We start from the raw sequence: 21,438 nt of genomic DNA, 5'->3' as shown, positions 1-21,438 counted from the left end.
CATGCGTGGATGGACTCCAGGAGTGTGCGAACCAAGGTTCGCACCTACCAGGACACATTCAGTGCTGTTTGGGCGGCGTCGGCCCGCAGCTGTCGCAACCGCCACAGGCGCCACCGCCTCCGCTCACCGGCCGTGCGATCTTCCGCCCCAGCGCCTGCAGCCAGGCAGCGCGGCCCGGCTTCAGCAGGGCCAGCGCCAGCGCCCCGCGCAGCTTGCGCACGGCGCCGGGGAACTGCTTCTTCAACACCACCCAGGCACTGACCAGTACGGCCACCGCGATGATCAGGTACTGGATCAGCAGGCCGGTATCCATCAGCCGCCTCCCAGCGCCTTGGTCACCTGGTAGGTGATCAGCGCCGCCACGTAGGCCGCAGCAAACAGGTAGAACGCCGAGAAGGCCATCGTCTTCCACGAATTGGTCTCGCGCTTGATGGTGGCCAGCGTCGAGATGCACATCGGGGCGTAGATGTACCAGACCAGCAGCGACAGCGCGGTGGCCAGCGACCAGCCGTCGCTGATCAGCGGGGTCAGTGCCTGGCTGGCGGCATCGTCATCGGCTGCGGACAGCGCGTACACGGTCGCCAGCGAGGACACCGCCACTTCGCGCGCGGCCAGGCCCGGAATCAGCGCGATGCAGATCTGCCAGTTGAAGCCCAGCGGCGCGAAGAACACCGCCATCGCATGGCCGATCTGGCCCGCATAGCTGTAATCGATGGCCGGCATGGTGGCGCCGGCCGGAGCCGCCGGGAACGACAGCAGCACCCACAGCAGGATGGTCAGCGCCAGGATGATGCCGCCGACACGCTTGAGGAAGATCATGCCGCGCTCGTACAGGCCGACCGCCAGGTCGCGCACGTGCGGCAGGCGGTATGACGGCAGCTCCAGCATCAGCGGGTGCTCGCTCTTGTCGCGGCGCCACTTCTTCATGATCCACGACATCGCCAGCGCACTGAGGATGCCCGCCGCATACAGGCCGAACAGCACCAGGCCCTGCTGGTTGAACACGCCCCACACCGTCTTCTGCGGGATGAACGCGCCAATCAGCAGCGCATACACCGGCAGGCGTGCCGAGCAGGTCATCAGCGGCGCGACCAGGATCGTGGCCAGGCGGTCACGCGGGTCCTGGATGCTGCGCGTGGACATGATGCCCGGCACCGCGCAGGCGAAGCTGGACAGCAGCGGGATGAACGAGCGGCCGGACAGGCCGGCGGCGGCCATCATGCGGTCGAGCAGGAACGCCGCACGCGGCAGGTAGCCGGATTCCTCCAGCACCAGGATGAAGAAGAACAGGATCAGGATCTGCGGCAGGAACACCACCACGCCACCCACACCGGCGATGATGCCGTCAGTCAGCAGGCTGGCCAGCGGGCCTTCCGGCAGCACGCTGCCAACAAACGCACCAAGCCAGGCGAAACCGGCCTCGATGCCGTCCATCAACGGTGTCGCCCAGGCATACACCGCCTGGAAGATCAGGAACATCACCACCGCCAGGCTGATCAGGCCGAACACCGGGTGCAGCAGCCAGCGGTCCAGCGCGTCGTCGACCTTGGCGGTCCGCGCCGGCATGCGCACGGCCACTGACAGGATCTCGCGCACCTTGGCGTGGTAGTCGATGCCACCTTCCGGGCCCGGCACCGGCGCATCCAGGTGCGGCACCATCGCATCGAGGCGCTCGACCAGGGCTTTGGCGCCCTGCTTGCGCACCGCCACGGTTTCCACCACCGGCACGCCCAGCTCGCGCTCCAGCGCGGCCACGTCCACCTGGATGCCACGGCGCTGGGCCGCATCGACCATGTTCAGCGCAACCACCATCGGCTTGCCCAGCTCGCGCAGTTCCAGCGCGAAGCGCAGGTGCAGGCGCAGGTTGGTGGCGTCGATCACGCACAGCAGCACATCCGGTGCAGCCTCGCCCGGGTAGAAGCCCCGGCACAGGTCACGGGTGATCGCCTCGTCCAGGCTGGCCGGGTGCAGGCTGTAGGCACCGGGCAGATCGAGTACGGCGAACTCGCGACCGGACGGCGCGCGCAGGCGACCTTCCTTGCGCTCGACGGTGACGCCGGTGTAGTTGGCAACCTTCTGCCGGCTGCCGGTCAGCTGGTTGAACAGCGCGGTCTTGCCGCTGTTGGGGTTACCGACCAGCGCAATGCGCAGGGGCGCGGTAGAAGTTGCAGCGGTCATGCGCGACGCTCCTGGCGGTTGGCGTCGACCACGACGCGCTTGGCTTCACTGATACGCAGCGCAAACCGGGTGAACCCGACCTGCACCAGCAGCGGCTCGCCACCGACCGGGCCCTTGGCCACCAGGCGCACTTCCTCGCCCTTCACGAAACCCAGCTCGCGCAGGCGACGGGCGATGGCATCGTTGGCATGGAGGTCCTGCACGGACTCGACCACGGCCGAGGCGTGCAGCGGCAGTTCGGACAGCGTCATCTAGCGCATTCTCTGCTGGATGTAAATGGTTCTCGATTCTAACATTCCCGCGTCGCGTCATGGCCCATGACCAATGGCCCGCTATGATCCATACAGGTATGGAGTGACCCTGGAATCCCATGAACGATGCTTTGCAGATCGAGCGCAGCGGCGCCGTCCTCACCCTCTGGCTGAACCGGCCCGAGCTGCACAATGCCTTTGACGCCGGCTTGATAGCGCGGCTGACCGCCGCCCTCGAAGCCGCCGGACGCGACGACGCGGTGCGCGCGGTAGTGGTGGCCGGCCACGGCGCCTCCTTCTCGGCCGGCGCCGACATGCAGTGGATGCGTGGCATGGCCGCCGCCAGCGAGGCCGACAACCGCGAGGACTCGCTGGCCCTGGCGCGGCTGATGCGCACCCTGGACGAGCTGCCCAAGCCGACCCTGGCCCGGGTCCACGGCGCGGCCTTCGGTGGCGGCGTCGGCCTGGTCGCCTGCTGCGACATCGCCATCGCCAGCACCGCGGCCCGCTTCGGCCTGACCGAAAGCCGCCTCGGCCTGCTGCCAGCGGTGATCTCGCCCTACGTGATCGAGGCCATCGGCCCGCGCCAGGCCCGTCGCTGGTTCGCCACCGGCGAGCACTTCGATGCCGATACCGCACTGCGCATCGGCCTGGTCCACCAGCTGGTCGAGCCCGAGCGCCTGGACGAGGCCGTGCAGCGCCAGCTGGCCCTGCTCGACAAGGCCGGCCCGATCGCTTCTTCCAGCGCCAAGCAGCTGGTGCGGCAGGTGCGTGACAGCCATGACCGCGACGCCCTGGATCGCGATAATGCCGCCCTGATCGCGCGCCTGCGGGTGTCCGCCGAGGGCCAGGAAGGCCTGGGCGCCTTCCTCGACAAGCGCGCGCCCCACTGGGTCACGGAAGCCTGAACATGCTCGATCATCTTGGTTTGACCAGCGCCGACCTGGCGCGCAGCAAGACCTTCTTCCTGCAGGCGCTGGCGCCGCTGCAGATCGGCGTGGTGATGGAAGTCACCGCCGAACAGACCGGCGCGCACGACCACATCGGCTTCGGCAGCGAGGGCAAGCCGTTCTTCTGGCTCGGCAATGGCGGCACCGCCAGCCACGGTGTGCACGTGGCCTTCGCCTGCACCAGCCGCACCCAGGTGGACGCCTTCCATGCCGCTGCCCTCGCCGCCGGCGGTCGCGACAACGGCACGCCGGGCCTGCGCCCGTGGTACCACCCCGACTACTACGGCGCCTTCGTGCTCGACCCGGATGGCAACAACATCGAGGCGGTATGCCACCGCCCTGCCGACGAGGTGGCCGCATGAGCGACTACGTCCGCATCGTCGAGGTCGGCCCGCGTGACGGTCTGCAGAACGAAAAGCAGTCGGTGTCCACCGCCGACAAGATCGAACTGATCAACCGCCTGTCGGGCACCGGCCTGCGCAGCATCGAGGCGACCAGCTTCGTCAGCCCGAAGTGGATCCCGCAGCTGGCCGATGCCGCCGAGGTCTACGCCGGCATCCAGCGCCGGCCCGGCATCCACTACCCGGTACTGGTGCCGAACGAACAGGGCTACGACCGCGCCCGTGCGGTGGGCGTGGAGGAAGTGGCGGTGTTCACCGCAGCGTCCGAGGCGTTCAACCGCACCAACACCAATGCCGGCATCGACGAATCGCTGGCCCGGTTCGAGCCGATCCTGCGCCGCGCCGCCGCCGATGGCGTGCGCGTGCGCGGCTATGTCTCCACCGTGCTCGGCTGCCCCTACCAGGGCGAGGTGCCACTGGCCGACGTGGTGCGGGTGGCGCGTGCCCTGCACCAGATGGGCTGTTACGAAATCTCGCTGGGCGACACCATCGGCGTCGGCACCCCGCGCAAGGCGCGGGCGATGCTGCAGGCGGTTGCCGCCGAGATTCCGATGGCGGCACTGGCCGTGCACTTCCACGACACCTATGGCCAGGCCATCGCCAACATCGCCACCTGCCTGGAAGAAGGCGTGCGCGTGGTCGACAGCGCGGTGTCTGGCGCCGGTGGCTGCCCGTATGCCAAGGGCGCCAGCGGCAATGTCGCCAGCGAGGACGTGGTCTACCTGCTGCAGGGCCTGGGCCTGGACAGCGGCGTGGACCTGCCGGCACTGGCCGAGACCGGCCGCTGGCTGGCCGGCCTGCTCGGCCGCGCCACCGCCAGCCGCACCGGCCAGGCACTGGCCGCCGCCGGCTGACCGCCGCGCTGCGCCGCCCTGCAGCGGCGGCGCAGTGCACAACAGCGGCGGTCGCGGCTTCCGTTAGAATCGGCGGTTCTCGAACCTGCAGGACCGTGCAATGCAGCTGTCTTCCGTACGTGCCGTGATCACTGGCGGCGTCTCCGGCCTCGGCCTGGCCGTGGCCCAGCACCTCGTCGCCCAGGGCGGCAAGGTGGCCCTGTTCGACCTCAACGACGACAAGGGTGCTGCTGCCGTTGCCGGGCTGGGTGCCGACAAGGCCCGCTACTTCAACGTCAACGTCAGTGATGAAGCGGCCGTCTCGGCAGCCATCGACCAGGCCCACGATTTCCTCGGCGGCCTGAACGTGGCGATGAACTGCGCCGGCATCCTCGGCGCCGGCCGCGTGCTGGGCAAAGAAGGCCCGATGCCGCTGGCCGGCTTCCAGGGCACGGTGATGGTCAACCTGGTCGGTAGCTTCAACGTTGCAAAGGCCGCGGCCAACCGCATGCAGCACAACGAAGCCGGCACCGACGGCGAGCGCGGCGTGATCATCAATACCGCCAGCATCGCCGCCTACGAAGGCCAGATCGGCCAGGCCGCGTACGCCGCCAGCAAGGGCGGCGTGGTGTCGATGACGCTGCCGATGGCGCGCGAACTGTCGCGCTTCGGCATCCGCGTCAACACCATCGCCCCGGGCGTGTTCTGGACGCCGATGGTCGATGGCATGCCCGAGGCGGTGCAGCAGTCGCTGGCCGCGTCGATCCCGTTCCCGTCGCGCCTGGGCAAGCCGGAAGACTTCGCCAGCCTGGTCGGCTTCATCCTCGGCAACACCTACCTCAATGGCGAGACCATCCGCCTGGACGGCGCTACCCGCCTCGCTCCGAAGTGATTCCCCCCGGGCGCCGGGACGGCGCCCTCCCCCAACGACCTAGATCACCATGAAAGCCAACGACATCAAGAAGGGCAACGTCGTCGAGTACAACAACGGCGTGTACCAGATCCGCGACATCGAGCGCAGCTCGCCGCAGGGTCGCGGCGGCAACGTCCGCTTCCGCTTCATCATGTACAGCGTGCCGGGCGGCAACAAGCTCGATGCCAGCTTCGATGCCGACGACAACCTGGTCGAGGTCGAACTGCTGCGCCGCCAGTCCACCTATTCGTACAAGGACGGCGATGCGTTCGTGTTCCTCGATGACGAGGACTACACCCCGTACACCCTGGACGCGGACGTGATCGGCGACGACGCCGGCTACATCACCGACGGCCTGACCGGCATCTACGTGCAGGTGATCGACGAGCAGCCGGTGGCGATCCAGCTGCCGGCCTCGGTGGTGCTGGAAGTGATTGAAACCCCGCCGGAACTGAAGGGCGGCACCGCCACCAAGCGCCCGAAGCCGGCCAAGCTCAACACCGGCATCGAAATCATGGTGCCGGAGTACATCGTCAACGGCGAGCGCGTGCTGGTGAACACCGCCACCGGCGAATTCGCGGGCCGTGCCGACTAAGCGCCTTGCGCTGATCGGTTGTCTGTCCCTGCTTGCGGCGTGCTCGCCGCAGGCAGCGGACAATGCTGCCGACGCCACGCCAGCCGAACCGGCCGTGACCGCCGCACCAGCGGTGGAGGCACCGGCCGCCGTGGAGGCCATCGCCGAAGCGGAGCCCGCTACCGAGCAGCCCTCGGGCGATGAGGACCTGGACAAGGTACGTGCAGCCGCAGGCTGTCCGGTCCCGGAGGATGTGTATGACGTCGACGACGTGCGCATCTACTGCGCGATGCCGGCCGACGTGCAGGCCTTCCTCGCGCGCGAGAACACCTGCCAGCATTTCGCCGGCGAAGAGCCGTACGACGACGAGCGTCGCCGCGAACTGGAAGAGGCCAGCGCGAAGTACTGCGAGGGCCGCGAGAAGATCTTCACCGATCTGGTCGCGCGTCATCGCGGTGACTGCGCTGTCCGCGCAGCGCTGATCGGGATCAACGGCCGCTATGACCTGGACTTCGATCTCGACCTGAAGCCCTGCGAGGGCTGACCCCTCGATGATGTAGAGCCGAGCGTGGGCTCGGCTCTACAGATGGCTTACGGCTGCTTCGCGCCGAAGTTGCCGCAGCCGTGATACTGGCGGGTGCCGATGGTCAGGTTCACCCTGGCCTCGAACGCCTCGCCACTCATGTCGTCCTGGCAGGTCGTGCGCTGGAAGCTGAGCTTGACGTCGGTGCCATCGGACGCCTTGCCGCTCCATCCATCGGCACCTTCGGTGGGTTTGGCCACGTCGAAGCGGCGCTCGCCGTAATCGACTTCCACCCGCAGGCCCGGCGTGTCGCCATCTACGACCGCGAGCCAGCCGGGTTCATTGCCGGTGGCACGGAACGCGGCATTGCCGGCACTGCCATCGCCTTCGGTGGCTTCGACCGCATGGCACTCGCGATCGGCTTCGCCCTTCAGGCTCAACAGGCCGTCATCGCTGCCCTTGGTCCAGAAGCTGTTGCCCTTGCCATCGCCGTACTTGGCACCCGACGCCGCACGCTCGGAGCTCATGGCGAAGGTGCGTTCGCCGATCACCACCGTGGCCGCATCCTCGCCATTGAAGGTCGCGCGCACGCTCAGATCACCGCACTGGTACGTCGTCTCGCTGCCACCTTCGCTGCTGGCGCTCGGCTGCGGCGTGGCAGGCAGGGTGTCATTGCCGCCTGCGGCGGGCGGCTGTGCCGGCTGGCACGCGGCCAGCACCAACCCGAGGGAGGCTGCCAACAGACTGGGGACTACACGCATGGCTCGACTCCTTGTCGACACTACAGAGATCTTCGACCCTACCACCTGCCGGTGAGCGGGGCCTGAAAGCGGCCTGACCGCACTCACGTGGCCAGCACCGCCATCGACAGCAACTGTGCGCCACTGTCGCCGGAACTGCAGGTCCAGACCCGCAGCAGGCGCAGTTTCAGCTCGCGCTCCTGGCCCTGCCCGCGCACCGACAAGCGCACGTCACTGGACAACAATGCCAGGCGTCCGCACAGCAGCGTTTCCACCGCGCACGATTGCAGGCTGCTCACCCGCAGGTTCCCGGCCAGCCAGTCGCCCAGCCAGGGCAGATCGAGCATGCGCCCGCCCTGCCCATCCATCATGAACAAGGCCGGCGATACCAGCGCGGTCAGCGCATCGTGGTCGTCATCCAGCAATGCCTGCCGCAGGCGCTGTTCCAGCGCTGCCAGCTGCCGCTCATGCAGGTCTTCAACGATGTCCCGTTCCATCCACGGATCCTTCCGGCATCGGCCGGCGCCTGCGCAGGCGTTGCGCGATCCACTGCCGCGCGCCCTGCACTACTACATAGAAGACCGGTACGAAGAACACCGCCAGCACGGTCGCACTGACCATGCCGCCGAACACGCCGGTTCCGATCGCCTGCTGGGTTTCCTTCGATGCGCCCTGCGCCAGCATCAGCGGCACCACGCCCAGCGCGAACGCCAGCGAGGTCATCACGATCGGCCGCAGGCGCAGCCGTGCCGCCTCCAAGGCCGCTTCGACCAGGCCACGGCCCTGCTGCTGCAGCTGGCGTGCGAACTCGACGATGAGGATCGCGTTCTTCGCCGACAGCCCGATCACCGTGATCATGCCGACCTTGAAGAACACGTCGTTGGGCATGTCGCGCAACAACACGGCGGCGACCGCGCCGAGAAGGCCCAGCGGCACCACCAGCATCACCGCCAGCGGAATCGACCAGCTCTCGTACAGCGCCGCCAGCACCAGGAACACCACCAGCATCGACAGCAGCAACAGCCACGGCGCCTGCGCGCCCGATTCACGCTCCTGCAGCGACTGGCTGGTCCATTGCAGAGCGAAGCCAGACGGCAGCTTCTCCGCCAACCGCTCCATCTCCGCCATCGCCTGGCCGGTCGACACGCCGGAGGCCGGGGCGCCGGACAGATTCAGCGCCGGGAAGCCGAGATAGCGCTGCAGCTGCAGCGGCGCCTCGGTCCAGTGCGGGGTCACCAGTTCGGACAGCGCCACCATGCCGCCCTCGCTGTTGCGCACGTACAGCTTCAGCACGTCCTCCAGTTCCATCCGGTGGGGTGCATCGGCCTGCAGGATCACCTGCTGCAACCGGCCCTTGTTGGGGAAATCATTGACGTACTGCGAGCCCATTGCCGCCGACAGCGTGCTGCTGATGTGTTCGAAGCCCACGCCCATCGCCTCGGCCTTGGCCCGGTCGATATCCAGCCGCACGCTGGTACCCGCTGGCAGGCCATCGGCATGCACCTCGGACAGCAGCGGGCTGGCCTCGGCCAGCTTCAGCAGCTGCTGCAGGGCCGCGCGCAGTTCGGCCTGGCTCTGCCCGGTACGCGCCTGCAGGGCGAGCGAGAACCCGGACGAACGGCCCAGGCTGTCGATCGCCGGCGGCATCACGCTCATCACCTCGCCCTCGGCAATCGTGGACATCGCCTTCTGCGCGGCCTCCACCTCGCCGGCCGCGGTGGCGCCTGCACGCTCGCTCCAGTCCTTGAGCATGGTGTAGGTCAGCGCCGCGCTCGGGCCGGAACCGGAGAAGCTGTAGCCGAGGATCGACTGGTTGGAGCCGATGCCCGGACGCGAGGCCACGTGCCGCTCGTAGGCTTCGACCACGGCCAGCGTGCGCTCGGCGGTGGCTTCGGCCGGCAGCTGGATCGAGGTCATGAAATAGCCCTGGTCTTCTTCCGGCAGGAACGCACCCGGCAACCAGTGCAGGCCCAGCAGCAGTGCCACTACCAGTGCGGCGAACACGCCCATCACCCGCCCACTGCGCTGCAGCACCGAAGCCACGCCACGCTGGTAGCGCCCGGTCATCGCCTCGAAGCCACGATTGAAGGCGCCGAACAGCCCACCACGACCATGGTGTCCATGGGTATTCGGGCGCAGCAGGGTCGCGCACAGCGCCGGGGTCAGGCTCAATGCCAGCAGCGCCGAGAACAGGATCGACACCGCCATCGCCACGGTGAACTGGCGGTAGATCGCGCCCACCGAGCCGCTGGCCAACGCCATCGGAATGAACACGGCGGTCAGCACCAGGGTGATGCCGATCACCGCACCGGTCAGCTCGCGCATCGCCTTGATGGTGGCCTCGCGCGGCGGCAGTCCTTCCTCGGCCATGATCCGTTCCACGCCCTCGACCACCACGATGGCGTCGTCGACGATGATGCCGATCGCCAGCACCATGCCGAACATGGTCAGCACGTTGATCGAGAAGCCCAGTGCCAGCATCACCGCGAAGGTGCCGAGCAGCGCGATCGGTGCGACCAGCGCCGGAATCAGCGTGTAGCGCCAGTTCTGCAGGAACAGGTACATCACCGCGAACACCAGCAGCATGGCCTCCAGCAGCGTCTGCACCACCTTCTGGATCGAGATCTTCACGATCGGTGCGGTGTCGAACGGAATGCTCGACTCCACGCCGCGCGGCAGCAGCGGCGCCAGTTCGGCCATGCGCTCGCGTACCGCCGACGCGGTGCGCACTGCGTTCGCGCCAGGACGCAACTGCACCCCGGCGGCGGTCGCTGGGTGGCCATCCTCACGGGTGCCCCACGCATAGCTCTGCGCGCCCAGTTCGACGCGGGCGACATCGCCCAGCACCACCCGTGAACCGTCTGCCCCGGCGCGCAGCACGATGGCTGCGAACTGCTCCGGCGTGGACAGCTGCCCATCGGCGCTGAGCGGCACGGTGATGCGCTGGCCCGGAACACCCGGCGAATCACCGATGCGTCCCGGCGAGATCTCCAGGTTCTGCTGCTCGATGGCGGTGGCCACATCGCCCATGGTCAGGCCGTAGCCGGTCAACCGGGTCGGGTCCAGCCAAACGCGCATCGCCTGTTCGGCACCGAACAGCTGCACGCGGCCGACGCCATCGATGCGGCGCAGCTCTTCGATGATGTTGCGCGCCATGAAGTCGCCCAGTGCGGCCTCGCTGACGCTGGCATCCGGCGAACGCAGGCCGACCAGCATCAGGAAGCCGGAATCGGCGGCCTCCACGAACAGGCCGTTCTGGCGCACGCTGCGCGGCAGGCGCGGCTCGATCGCCTTGATCCGGTTCTGCACGTCCACCTGCGCCAGCTCCGGGTTGGTACCGGGCTTGAAGGTCGCAGTGATCGAGGCTTCGCCGGAGGTGTCCACCGACGATTCGAAGTACAGCAGGTGCTTGACGCTGGACAGCTCGCGCTCGATCAGCCCGACCACCGCATCATTCAGCGTCTGCGGGCTGGCACCCGGGTAGCTGGCATAGATGCTGACACTGGGCGGCGCGACCGCCGGATAGCGCTCCACGGCCAAGCGCGGAATCGCCAGTACGCCGGCCAGGATGATGAAGATCGCCAGCACCCAGGCGAACACCGGGCGATCGATGAAGAAACGTGCCATGTTGGATTTTCCTGGAGGGGCTGGCCCGGGAAAGGCTCAGCCCTTGCTGCCGGCCTGCACCGCGCCGGCGCTGGCGACCGGCACCTGCCAATCGCGCGCATCGACCACCACGCCTTCCTGCAGGCGTTCCTGGCCCTCGACCACCACCTTTTCGCCCGCCTTCAGACCGGTGCGCACCAGCCACTGGCGATCAACGCTGCCGTCGACTTCCAGCGTGCGGATCACCGCCTTGCCATCGCCACCGATCACCCAGGCATAGGCCTGGCCACCGGCGCTGCGCAGCACGGCCTGCTGCGGCACGGTCAGCGCACTGGCCGGTGCACCCCGCGGCACTTTCGCGCGCACATACATGCCGGGCAGCAGCTGGCGCTGCGGGTTGTCGACCAGGATGCGGAGGATCACATCACCGGTACGCGCATCGACGTTGATGCCGGAGAACAGCATCTGGCCACGCTCGGACAGCGGCTTGCCGGCGGCACCGATGATCGTCACCGGCAGCTCGCCACCACCGGCAGCACTGCGCTGCAGCGATTCCAGCTGGGCCGCCGGCTGGCGCACATCGACGTAGACCTGGTCGATCTGCTGTACCACCGCCATCGGCTCGGCATCGGCCACGCCGACCAGTGCGCCTTCGGTCACCAGCGCCTGATCGATGCGGCCGGCAATCGGCGCGCTGACCGTGGCATAGCGCAGGTCGAGCTGGCGACGGGCCAGGATCGCGCGCGCTTCGTTGACTGCGGCACGTGCCTGTTCGTACTCGGCACTGGCATCGTCGCGATGCTGCTGGCTGACGGCCTGTGCCGCGGCCAGTGCATGCAGGCGCTGCGACTGCACGCGACTGCGGCCCAGGGCGGCCTCACTGCGCTGCAGCGCGGCCAGTGCCGAATCGACATCGGCACGGAAGGCCGCCGGATCGATCTGGAACAGGGCCTGGCCGGCGTCTACTTCCGCGCCCTGGTCAAACAGCCGGCGCTGCACGATGCCACCCACCTGCGCTCGGATCTGCGCGGTGCGCACGGCGGCCACGCGGCCAGGCAGTTCGTCGTCACGCTGCACCACCTGCGGGCCGACGGTAACCACGCTCACGCGGGGTGCGGCTTCGGGCGTGGCTTCGGGGGTGGAGCAGGCCGTCATGGCCAGGGCGAGGGCCGCGATCAACGCGACCGGAGTCCTGAAGGTTCTCATTGCTGTGCACAATGCCGCGCGGGCGGCTGATAGGTTCTGAAGAACCCAGTGTGCGTGGCGATGATGGGGTTTCGATGGAGGAACTGTGGAGATACGATGGAGGCAAGCACCTTAAGGCCCCGCCCCTGCATGCATGCCGCCCCTGCCCTCGCCGCCCTCGTCCTGATCGTCGAGGATGAGGCCGAGATCGCCGACATTCTTACCGCCTATCTGGAACGCGAAGGACTGCGTACGCTGCGCGCCGCCGACGGCCACAGCGCGCTGGACCTGCATCGCAGCGCCCGCCCCGACCTGGTCCTGCTCGACGTGCAGCTGCCGCGGCTGGATGGCTGGAGCGTGCTGACCCAGCTGCGCCAGCGCGGCGAGACGCCGGTGATCATGCTGACCGCACTGGACCAGGACCTGGACAAGCTGACCGCACTGCGCATGGGCGCTGATGACTACGTGGTCAAACCATTCAATCCGGCCGAAGTGGCGGCGCGCGTGCGCGCCGTGCTGCGGCGTACGTTGCGCGCCTCGCGCGTGGATGCCCCGACCGCGCTGCGGGCGGGCCCGCTGCTGATCGACTCGGCCACCCACGCCGTACACGTGGAAGGCGAAGGCTACAGCCACGAAGTGCTGCTCACGCTCACCGAGTTCAAGCTGCTGCACTGCATGGCGCTGGCGCCGACCCGCATCTTCAGCCGCAGCGAACTGATGCACGAATGCCTGCCGGAAAGCGAGGCGCTGGAGCGCACGGTCGACAGTCATGTCAGCAAGCTGCGCCGCAAGCTGGATGAAGTGGGCATGGTCAATGTGCCAGCCAGCGTGCGTGGCGTCGGCTACCGGTTGATGGCCGACCGCTGATGACCCGCCTGCGCCGCTCCGGGCTCAGCCGCCACATCATCGTCTCGATGTCGCTGATGGTGATCGGCGTCATCGTGATGATGATCCTGTCATCGTGGCTGCTGTATGCAGTGCTGGTCGAATTTTTCCCCGGCACTACCGAGGAGCCGGAAAGCTGGCTGCCGACCGGCCCTGAACTGGCATGGATGGTCGGCGTGATCCTGACCGGCCTGGCGCTGGCCATCGCCGCCTCGTTCCGTCTTGCCCATCGCATCCTGTCGCCGTTGAATTCGCTGGTGGACAGCGTGCGCGCGCTCGCGGGCGGCGACCTCGGTGCCCGTGCCAGCGTCGAGGAAAACTCGCCGGGCGAAGTGGCCACCTTGGTCGAGGACTTCAATGCCATGGCGCGGCGGCTGCAGCACGTGGAGAGCGAGCGTGCGATGTGGCATGCAGCCATCGCCCATGAACTGCGGACTCCGGTGACGATCCTGCGCGGCCGCCTGCAGGGCCTGGCCGAGGGCGTCTTCCAGCCGGACGAATCACAGTTCCGCAGCCTGCTCGCCCAGGTCGAGGGCCTGTCACGACTGATCGAGGATCTGCGCGTGCTGAGCCTGTCCGACAATGCGCGGCTGGACGTGCGCCGCGCACGTACCGACGTGGTGGCCGAAGTGCATTCGGTGATGACCCTGGTCGATCCCCAGTTCCGCGCCGCCGGCTTCGTGCTGGAGCTGGAAACCAGCCGCGAAGAACACAACGCGCACTGCGACCCGACCCGTCTGCGCCAGGCGCTGCTGGCGCTGCTGGAGAACGCGCGCCGCTATGCCAGCCCGGGCAAGGTGCGGATTGCCGTGCATGACACACCGGGCCATGTGCAGGTAGCGATCGAGGATGAGGGCCCGGGCATCGCCCCTGAGCTGCACGCCGACATCTTCTCTCCGTTCATGCGTGCCGACGGTTCGCGTTCGCGCCAGGGTGGCGGTAGCGGGCTCGGCCTGGCGGTGGTCAAGGCCATCGCCGACGCGCACGGCGGCCGCGTCTACTGCACGGCGGGCAACGCTGGTGGCAGCCGTTTCGTTATCGAGCTGCCGCGCCAATAGCCGGCGTGGCTGCCTGTTCCCGCAGGCGGGCACCGAGCGCAGCGAGGTTGGCGTCGATCGCATCCATTTCGTTGCGCTGCTTCTCCGGCAGCTGCTGACGCAGCTGTACGCGCAGCGCCTGCCAGGCCGGCACCGCCTGTGCGCTGGCGGTGGCAACCGCTTCGGCCAGCACCGCCTGCTCATCGGCCAGCGGCAACCCGTAGCCGCCGCCCGCCAGCAGCGTCCCCGGGCGCAGCCACTGCCCGCTCTGCTCCAGCAACCCCCGCAGGCTGCGCGTTTCAGCGCTGTCCGGTGCGGCCAGCAGCTGCCGCTTGAGCACATCGCGCGCGCGCAGTTCGGCGCGGCGTTGCGCAGCCTGTTCCAGCAGCAACAGGCCGGCACTGGCACGCAGGTCCCCCTTCAGCAGCCACGGCGCCCGTTGCCGTGCAGGCAGCTTCAACCAGCCGCGCACATCGCGTGCGGGCAATGCCAGCTGGGCTGCGGCCACGCCGAACAACTGCTGGTAGTGGTCGCGCGCCGAAGCGAAGTAGTAACCCTGCGCCTGCGCTGCATCGCGGTCCGTCAGTACCCCCTCGTCCAGCACATGCAGCTGCGACAGCCGACGCTTCAAACCACGCGGACTCAGCTGGGCCAGCCCGGCCTCGCCCAGCCGCGGCACACCCGCCTGCAGCAGCTTGGCGGTTTCCACCGCGCAGTTGTTGCTGACGAAGTAATAGCGCCCGTCATAGCTCCAGTGCACCTGCGCAGTGCGCTCGAGCAGGCTGGCGATCTCGCCGGGCGACAACTGCAACGGCAGCGACTGCAACCCGCGCAGCTCGACCTTGGTGTACTCATCCACAACCTGCTGCAGCGGCAGCACGAACAGTCGCGACGGGTAGCCACCAGTAAGGCCACGCCAGTTGGAAATCTGCACGTCACCAACGAAGGCACGGAACGAAAGCACACGGTGGTATTCCAGGTCCAGGCGACAGTCCGGCCCCGGCGCACGGCCCGGCCGGCAGATCACCAGCCGCAGCATGCTGTGGCCCCAGCGGCTCATCGGCTGCGCGCTGCCTTCGGCAAACAGGTAGTCCACCGCGTAGACGCGTGCCGGGTCGAGGTGCAGCAACGACGCCGCACCCTCTTCCGGTTCGGCCTGGAGCAAGGGCAGCGTCGTAGCGCACTGCGGCTGTGGAAGCGACGGCGGTGTTCCGAAGTGAGCCTGGTACCACTGCGCCAACGCGGGGCGCCGGCAGGCGAACTCGCCATCGAGCACGAAATGCTCGGCGTTCACTGCCAGGTACTCGGCCGGGTCCTTCAGCTCATAGGCATCCGGACTGCGGTCATGGAAGTCGTTGTCGCCACGGCCGAGATGCCAGGGCTTGCGCTGCCATCCGGCCAGATCACGCCAGCGCATACTGCGCGACCAGTTCGCCGCCGTACGGTCGGCAACATGGGTCAGTTCGTGTACCAGCGCGCTGCGGCGTGCGCGCCGGGCGCCGGGCATGCCGTCATCCAGAAGATCGCGGCGCAACGTGATGCGGCTGGCGAAGGCGCGGCCATGCACCTCGGCGGGAAGGCCATCACTCCAGCGCACCTGCACCTGCGCCGGCAGGGCGCGCAGCAGGCCATCTGGCAACAATGACTGCACGTCGGCCAGGGTCTGCGTCGCCACCTGCTGCTGTGCAGGGCTCAACCCCGCAGGATCGAGCTGCAGGCGATCAGCCGCGTGCGCGACATGAGCGATCAGCAGTAGAGCCACGCCGTGCGTGGCTGCGTTCCGTGCAGATGTCATGGCGTTGCCGGCCAGCGGCCGGCACTACCCGAAGGCGGGATCAACGCGCCAGCAGCGCGCGGGCCAGTTCCAGGTCGCTCTGCTGCTGTGCGGCAGTGCTCTGCTCACGCAGGTGGACAAGCGCCGCCTGCAGGCGAGCGCCACGGATCTGGCCGTCGCTGGCGACGAACGCGGCGGCATCGTCGCGCGCAGCCAGTACCACCTTGTCATCGCCCGAGCTGCTGCCCGAGGAACCGGAGGACGCACCGGTGGCCGAGCCGGCCGAGGTGCCGGCGAAGCTGGAAGCGAAGCCGGCCAGCGGCAGGGACAGCAGGGCAAGCAGCAGAAGCGGACGGGTCATCGGTTCGAAGCCGGTTGTTAGGAAGCGTGGAGCGTAACGGGTGCGTGAAGGATTTGCCCGGCTCAAACGTCGAACAGCTTGCCGGGATTCAGCCGCGCTTGGGGATCGAACGCGCGTTTGACCGCCTTCATCAGCGCGATCTCGGCCGGGCCGCGGGTGCTGTCCAGGTAGCCCTTCTTGACCAGACCGATGCCGTGCTCGGCCGAGATGCTGCCGCCGAAGCGGGCCAGCACCTGCGCCAGCAGCTTGGTTACGTGCTCGCATTGCGCCACGAAATCAGCGTCACTGGTGTCGTCCGGCTTGAGCACGTTGATGTGCAGATTGCCGTCGCCGATGTGGCCGAACCACACCACATCGAAGTGCGGGTAGGCCTGCCCGATCAATGCCTGGGTCTCGGCCAGGAACGCCGGCATCGCCGAGATTCGCACCGAGACGTCGTTCTTGTAGGGCTTGTAGCGCGCCAGCGATTCGGTGATGCCTTCGCGCAGGCGCCACAGCTGCGCGGCCTGCGCGTCGCTGGCACTGATCACGCCATCGCTGACCCAGCCATTGCCCATGCAGTCCTCGAACGCGGCCATCGCAGCCGCTTCCTGGGCCTCGTCGCCGGCCGCGAACTCGGTCACCACGTAATACGGGTGCACTTCGTCGAACGGCGCCTGCGCGCCATGCGCCAGCACGTGCTCCAGCGCCCGGTCGGTGAAGAATTCGAAGGCCTGCAGCTGCAGGCGCGCGCGGAACGCGGCGAATACCTGCATCAGCACCTCGAAGCTGGGTACGGCCAGCAGCATCACATTGCTGGCCGGCGGCGGATCGGTCAATTTCACCGTGGCTTCGACGATCACGCCCAGCGTGCCTTCCGAGCCGATCATCAGCTGGCGGAAGTCGTAGCCGCTGGAGTTCTTGATCAGGCCCTTGTTGAGCTCCAGCAACTCGCCATCAGCCGTGACCACTTTCAGGCCGGCGATCCACTCGCGGGTGTTGCCGTAGCGGATCACGCGGATGCCACCGGCATTGGTAGCGATGTTGCCGCCGATCGAGCAGGACCCGCGCGCGGCGAAATCCACCGGGTAGATCAGGCCGTGATCCAGCGCGACGTTGTGCACGGCCTCCAGCGGCATGCCGGCCTGCACCACCAGGGTGCGATCGACCGCGTCGTAGGCCAGTGCCTTGTTCATCCGTTCCAGGCTGAGCACCAGCTCGCCGTTGGCGGCCACCGCGCCACCCGAGAGGCCGGTGCGGCCACCGGACGGCACCACGGCCACGCCCTCGCCTGCGCTCCAGCGCATCAACGCCTGCACTTCCTCGACCGTGGCCGGCAGTGCGATCGCCAGCGGCGCCGGCGTCCAGCGTCGGGTCCAGTCGCGCCCGTAATGCTCCAGGTCGGACGGATCGGTCTTCAGCTTCAGGCCGGGGCAGGCTTGTTGCAGCGAGGCAATGCGGGAATCGGTCATGACGGTCCAGCGCGGTGCGTGAAGAACGGGCAAGCGTGCCAGCGGCACGCGCCAGCGTCCAGCCCCGCAGCCGTGCAGATAGCTACGGATGCAACCAATTGCGCACTGCACCATGGTCGCTGCGATCTGGCATAGTGGTCAGCCCCTGTCCCACTGGCCGTGTCGCCCCATGTCGCCGAAGAAGACCTCGTTCCCGAAGCAGGATATCCGTGTGCTGTTGCTGGAGGGGGTCAGCCAGACCGCCGTGGAGGTGTTCAGCGCCGCCGGCTACAGCCAGATCGAAGCGCACACCAAGGCGCTGCCCGAGGACGAACTGAAGGCGCGCATCGCCGAGGCGCACATCGTCGGCATCCGTTCGCGCACCCAGCTCAGCGCCGAAGTGCTGGCCGAGGCCAAGCGCCTGATCGCGGTGGGCTGCTTCTGCATCGGCACCAACCAGGTCGACCTGGACGCGGCCGAACTGGCCGGCATCCCGGTGTTCAACGCGCCGTACTCCAACACCCGCAGCGTGGCCGAGCTGGTGATCGCCGAGGCGATCATGCTGACCCGCGGCATTCCGCAGAAGAACGCTGAATGCCATCGCGGCGGCTGGTCCAAGTCGGCCAGCGGCAGCCACGAAGTGCGCGGCAAGACCCTGGGCATCATCGGCTATGGCCACATCGGCACCCAGGTCGGCGTGCTGGCCGAATCGCTGGGCATGCAGGTGATCTTCCACGACGTGGAAACCAAGCTGGCACTGGGCAATGCCCGCGCAGCGGCCAGCCTGGACGACCTGCTGGCGCGCGCCGACATCGTCACCCTGCACGTGCCGGAGACCCCGTCCACGCAGTGGATGATCGGCAGCACCGAGCTGGCGAAGATGCGCAAGGGCGCGCACCTGATCAATGCCGCGCGCGGCACCGTGGTCGACATCGATGCGCTGGACGCGGCCCTGGCCAGCGGCCACGTCGGCGGCGCCGCGCTGGACGTGTTCCCGGTCGAACCGAAGGGCAATGGCGATATCTTCGAATCGCCGCTGACCCGCCACGACAATGTGATCCTGACCCCGCACGTGGGCGGCAGCACGCTGGAGGCGCAGGACAACATCGGCGTGGAGGTGGCGGCCAAGCTGGTGCGCTACAGCGACAACGGCAGCACCCTGTCGGCGGTCAACTTCCCGGAAGTGACCCTGCCCGAACACGAAGACAGCCTGCGCCTGCTGCACATCCACCAGAACGTGCCGGGCGTGCTGTCCAGGATCAACGAGATCTTCTCGCGCCACAACGTCAACATCGACGGCCAGTTCCTGCGCACCGACCCGAAGGTGGGCTACGTGGTGATCGACATTACCGCCAGCGAGGCACAGGCCGCCGCCGTGCGCGACGAGCTGGCCGCGATTCCGGGCACGCTGCGGACGCGCATCCTGTATTGAAAAAAGGGGACGGAGGGGATTAAGTCGTTTGCGGCACATGCGCTATAAACGACTTAATCCCCTCCGTCCCCTTTTTACCTCAACGTGCCAGCCACCGGCGCGCCATGCGCTGCATGGACTCGTCCGATTCCGGATCGGAGGCGACTTCGGTCACCGGCCGCCATGCCAGGTCAAGTGACTCCTCGCTGAGCACGAAGGCTTCGCCACCCAGCGCGCGGATCACGAAACGCACGTCGTAGTGCCAGTGCCCCGGCACATCCTTGCGCTCCGGAATCCAGTGCTTGTCCAGATCGAAGATGGCCGGGTCTTCCAGTACCAGCCCGCTCAGGCCCGACTCCTCTTCGGCCTCCTTCAGCGCGACCTGGGCCAGGTCACGGTCGCCGTCTGCGTGGCCGCCCAACTGCAGCCAGCGCTGCAGCTTGCGGTGGTGGGTCAGCAGCAGGCGCTGGCCATCGGCACTGACCAGCCAGCAGCTGGCAGTGAAGTGGCCGGCCAGCCGCTCGCGCCGGAACGGATCTTCCGGATCGTCCAACAATGTGCCGAATTCGGCAGCCAATGCGTCGTGGGCGGGCTCGCGGCGGGCGTAGTCCCGCAGCAGGCCACGCAGGCGATCGTCAAGCACGGCAAGGGTTTCGGCGGTCTGGCTCATGAATGGGCGGCGTTTGGAAAAATACTGCTCATTATCGCCGTTCATTGTTGCGATTGCGCTTGTGCGTTGGCTTCAGCTTTGGCTAAGGTACAGCGGGCCGTTCGCGCGGCCTTCACCATTCCAGGGTTGCCGGCAACGTATCGGCGGCCCACCCAATCCGATCACTAGGAAGTACTGCATGCTGAAAGCTCTGTTGAGGGTCAAGCCGGTTGAACCGGCCGGGCACGTCGATGCCGGCGAACCCATCGAAGGCAGCCTGGACGGCGAAGCCACGTTGAAACGGACCCTCACGGCTAAACACCTCATCCTGCTTGGCGTGGGTGCGGTGATCGGCGCTGGTATCTTCGTGCTGACCGGCCAGGCCGCGGCCAACCATGCCGGCCCGGCGGTGATGCTTTCGTTCGTGCTGGCCGGTTTCGCCTGTGCCCTGGCGGGCCTGTGCTACGCCGAGTTCGCGGCGATGATGCCGGTCTCCGGCAGTGCCTACTCGTACTCCTACGCCACCCTGGGCGAAGGCATGGCCTGGTTCATCGGCTGGTGCCTGGTGCTGGAGTACCTGTTCGCCTCGGCCTCGGTCGCGGTGGGCTGGTCGGCGTACCTGATCAGCTTCATCACCACCACCCTGCACATGCCGTTCCCGGATGCGCTTAGCGCAGCCCCGATCGCCTGGACCGGCAGCGAGTTCATCGCCTCGGGCAAGCTGTTCAACCTGCCGGCAGTACTGATCGTGGCGGCGGTGTCCGGCCTACTGTACGTGGGCGTGACCCAGTCGGCCTTTGTCAACGCGATCATCGTGGCGATCAAGGTCACCGTCATCTGCCTGTTCATCGGCATCGGCGCGGCCCACATCGACCCCGCCAACTGGCAGCCGTTCATTCCGGAAAATACCGGCGTGCCGGGTGAGTTCGGCTGGAGCGGCGTGTTCCGCGCGGCCACCATCGTGTTCTTCGCCTACATCGGCTTCGACGCGGTCTCCACCGCCGCCGGCGAGACCAAGGACCCGCAGCGCAACATGCCGATCGGCCTGCTTGGCTCGCTGGCCGTGTGCACCATCGTCTACATCATCGTCTGTGCGGTGCTGACCGGCATGATGCCGTACCACCTGCTGGGCACCGACAAGCCGGTGGCCACCGCGCTGGAGCCCTACCCGACCCTGTCGTGGCTGAAGACGTTCGTGGAAATCGGCGCCATCGCCGGCCTGTCCTCGGTGGTGCTGGTGATGATGATGGGCCAGACCCGCATCGCCTACACCATCTCCCGCGATGGCCTGCTGCCGAAGTTCTTCGGCAGGGTCCACGCCCGCTTCCGCACCCCGTACGTCGCCACCATCGTGGTCGGCGTGATCGCCGCCGCACTGGCCGGCCTGGTACCGCTGAACGTGCTGGGCGAACTGGTCTCGATGGGCACCCTGCTGGCCTTCGCCACGGTCTGCATCGGCGTGCTGGTTCTGCGCTATACCAAGCCGGACATCCACCGCCCGTTCCGCGTGCCGGCGGTGTGGATCATCTGCCCGCTCGGCGCGGCGACCTGCCTGTTCCTGTTCTGGCAGGCGTTCGTGGTGCACTGGCACCTGTTCGTCGGCTGGACGCTGCTCGGCCTGCTGATCTACCTGGGCTACGGCATCCGCAACAGCAAGCTGGCCAAGTCGCCCTGATCCGCCTACGGGCCGGCCTTGCGCCGGCCCGTCCGTTTTCCCCGCGCGCCGGTCATGGCGCG

The 21,438-nt window shown here is 67.7% G+C and carries 21 protein-coding genes; 10 read left to right on the top strand and 11 right to left on the bottom strand.

The window, feature by feature from the left end:
- Positions 1–58 precede the first annotated feature (58 nt).
- From ACZLHH_RS10555 to ACZLHH_RS10545, 3 genes are read right to left on the bottom strand one after another with little or no spacing between them, the layout of a single operon-like run.
- Entirely contained in the window at positions 59–313 is a 255-nt protein-coding gene (locus ACZLHH_RS10555; RefSeq protein ID WP_180844046.1) for a DUF6587 family protein, read from the bottom strand.
- Positions 313–2,178, bottom strand: coding sequence for a ferrous iron transporter B (gene feoB / locus ACZLHH_RS10550; RefSeq protein ID WP_049400127.1), 1,866 nt, complete (start codon positions 2,176–2,178; stop codon positions 313–315). The genes ACZLHH_RS10555 and feoB overlap by 1 nt, the downstream gene beginning before the upstream one ends.
- Positions 2,175–2,429 carry a FeoA family protein gene (locus ACZLHH_RS10545; protein WP_032128790.1) on the bottom strand — a complete coding sequence of 85 codons (255 nt, stop codon included), beginning with the start codon at positions 2,427–2,429 and terminating at the stop codon, positions 2,175–2,177. The genes feoB and ACZLHH_RS10545 overlap by 4 nt, the downstream gene beginning before the upstream one ends.
- Before the next feature lie 119 nt (positions 2,430–2,548).
- Here ACZLHH_RS10545 and ACZLHH_RS10540 point away from each other — a divergent pair, with 119 nt between their 5' ends.
- From ACZLHH_RS10540 to ACZLHH_RS10515, 6 genes are all read left to right on the top strand, one after another.
- Complete coding sequence (locus ACZLHH_RS10540; protein WP_032128789.1) at positions 2,549–3,337, top strand: enoyl-CoA hydratase-related protein; 789 nt, start codon at positions 2,549–2,551, stop codon at positions 3,335–3,337.
- A gap of 2 nt (positions 3,338–3,339) precedes the next feature.
- The gene (locus tag ACZLHH_RS10535) at positions 3,340–3,741 is read left to right on the top strand and encodes a VOC family protein (protein WP_180844047.1); all 402 of its coding nucleotides are present in this window, start codon (positions 3,340–3,342) and stop codon (positions 3,739–3,741) included.
- The gene (locus ACZLHH_RS10530; RefSeq protein WP_071229300.1) at positions 3,738–4,634 is read left to right on the top strand and encodes a hydroxymethylglutaryl-CoA lyase; all 897 of its coding nucleotides are present in this window, start codon (positions 3,738–3,740) and stop codon (positions 4,632–4,634) included. The genes ACZLHH_RS10535 and ACZLHH_RS10530 overlap by 4 nt, the downstream gene beginning before the upstream one ends.
- 100 nt (positions 4,635–4,734) lie before the next feature.
- Positions 4,735–5,505, top strand: a complete 771-nt coding sequence (locus tag ACZLHH_RS10525; protein WP_049457458.1) for an SDR family oxidoreductase — start codon at positions 4,735–4,737, stop codon at positions 5,503–5,505.
- 49 nt (positions 5,506–5,554) lie between these two features.
- The gene (gene yeiP / locus ACZLHH_RS10520; protein ID WP_005409468.1) at positions 5,555–6,121 is read left to right on the top strand and encodes an elongation factor P-like protein YeiP; all 567 of its coding nucleotides are present in this window, start codon (positions 5,555–5,557) and stop codon (positions 6,119–6,121) included.
- Positions 6,111–6,644 (top strand): hypothetical protein, encoded by a 534-nt coding sequence (locus tag ACZLHH_RS10515; protein ID WP_180844048.1) that lies wholly within the window; start codon positions 6,111–6,113, stop codon positions 6,642–6,644. Before yeiP ends, ACZLHH_RS10515 begins: the two co-directional genes overlap by 11 nt.
- A gap of 47 nt (positions 6,645–6,691) precedes the next feature.
- Here ACZLHH_RS10515 and ACZLHH_RS10510 read toward each other — a convergent pair whose 3' ends face one another.
- The 4 genes from ACZLHH_RS10510 to ACZLHH_RS10495 form a co-directional block, all read right to left on the bottom strand.
- On the bottom strand, positions 6,692–7,384 hold the full coding sequence (locus ACZLHH_RS10510) for a COG3650 family protein (RefSeq protein WP_180844049.1): 693 nt from the start codon (positions 7,382–7,384) through the stop codon (positions 6,692–6,694).
- An 83-nt stretch (positions 7,385–7,467) separates the two neighbouring features.
- Positions 7,468–7,860: a nuclear transport factor 2 family protein gene (locus ACZLHH_RS10505; RefSeq protein ID WP_180844050.1), complete on the bottom strand. Its 393-nt coding sequence runs from the start codon at positions 7,858–7,860 to the stop codon at positions 7,468–7,470.
- Complete coding sequence (locus ACZLHH_RS10500; RefSeq protein WP_180844051.1) at positions 7,841–10,990, bottom strand: multidrug efflux RND transporter permease subunit; 3,150 nt, start codon at positions 10,988–10,990, stop codon at positions 7,841–7,843. Before ACZLHH_RS10500 ends, ACZLHH_RS10505 begins: the two co-directional genes overlap by 20 nt.
- 36 nt (positions 10,991–11,026) lie before the next feature.
- Positions 11,027–12,175 carry an efflux RND transporter periplasmic adaptor subunit gene (locus tag ACZLHH_RS10495; RefSeq protein ID WP_032128781.1) on the bottom strand — a complete coding sequence of 383 codons (1,149 nt, stop codon included), beginning with the start codon at positions 12,173–12,175 and terminating at the stop codon, positions 11,027–11,029.
- A gap of 129 nt (positions 12,176–12,304) precedes the next feature.
- Between ACZLHH_RS10495 and ACZLHH_RS10490 the strand changes: the two genes are divergently transcribed.
- Both ACZLHH_RS10490 and ACZLHH_RS10485 read left to right on the top strand, forming a co-directional pair.
- Positions 12,305–13,021: a response regulator gene (locus tag ACZLHH_RS10490; RefSeq protein WP_020424480.1), complete on the top strand. Its 717-nt coding sequence runs from the start codon at positions 12,305–12,307 to the stop codon at positions 13,019–13,021.
- Positions 13,021–14,097, top strand: a complete 1,077-nt coding sequence (locus ACZLHH_RS10485; RefSeq protein ID WP_180844052.1) for an ATP-binding protein — start codon at positions 13,021–13,023, stop codon at positions 14,095–14,097. Before ACZLHH_RS10490 ends, ACZLHH_RS10485 begins: the two co-directional genes overlap by 1 nt.
- Here the strand turns inward: ACZLHH_RS10485 and ACZLHH_RS10480 are convergent.
- The 3 genes from ACZLHH_RS10480 to ACZLHH_RS10470 form a co-directional block, all read right to left on the bottom strand.
- Positions 14,075–15,871, bottom strand: a complete 1,797-nt coding sequence (locus ACZLHH_RS10480; RefSeq protein ID WP_180844053.1) for a DUF7844 domain-containing protein — start codon at positions 15,869–15,871, stop codon at positions 14,075–14,077. The genes ACZLHH_RS10485 and ACZLHH_RS10480 overlap by 23 nt on opposite strands.
- Before the next feature lie 40 nt (positions 15,872–15,911).
- Positions 15,912–16,211, bottom strand: a complete 300-nt coding sequence (locus ACZLHH_RS10475; RefSeq protein WP_014037036.1) for a DUF2388 domain-containing protein — start codon at positions 16,209–16,211, stop codon at positions 15,912–15,914.
- Positions 16,212–16,273: 62 nt separating this feature from the next.
- On the bottom strand, positions 16,274–17,662 hold the full coding sequence (locus tag ACZLHH_RS10470; protein WP_478478782.1) for an FAD-binding oxidoreductase: 1,389 nt from the start codon (positions 17,660–17,662) through the stop codon (positions 16,274–16,276).
- A gap of 169 nt (positions 17,663–17,831) precedes the next feature.
- On the opposite strand from ACZLHH_RS10470, the gene serA reads away from it, so the two are divergent.
- Positions 17,832–19,073, top strand: a complete 1,242-nt coding sequence (gene serA, locus ACZLHH_RS10465) for a phosphoglycerate dehydrogenase (RefSeq protein WP_180844055.1) — start codon at positions 17,832–17,834, stop codon at positions 19,071–19,073.
- Positions 19,074–19,152: 79 nt separating this feature from the next.
- Here serA and ACZLHH_RS10460 read toward each other — a convergent pair whose 3' ends face one another.
- Positions 19,153–19,767 (bottom strand): NUDIX hydrolase, encoded by a 615-nt coding sequence (locus ACZLHH_RS10460; protein WP_149909258.1) that lies wholly within the window; start codon positions 19,765–19,767, stop codon positions 19,153–19,155.
- Between the two features lie 133 nt (positions 19,768–19,900).
- Here ACZLHH_RS10460 and ACZLHH_RS10455 point away from each other — a divergent pair, with 133 nt between their 5' ends.
- Positions 19,901–21,376 carry an amino acid permease gene (locus ACZLHH_RS10455; RefSeq protein WP_149909257.1) on the top strand — a complete coding sequence of 492 codons (1,476 nt, stop codon included), beginning with the start codon at positions 19,901–19,903 and terminating at the stop codon, positions 21,374–21,376.
- The last annotated feature ends 62 nt before the right edge of the window (positions 21,377–21,438 follow it).

This window comes from Stenotrophomonas sp. 28608_Sma (assembly GCF_056486185.1).
Note: the sequence above shows the minus strand (reverse complement) of the source record. Positions and strands in the feature narration are given on the sequence as shown.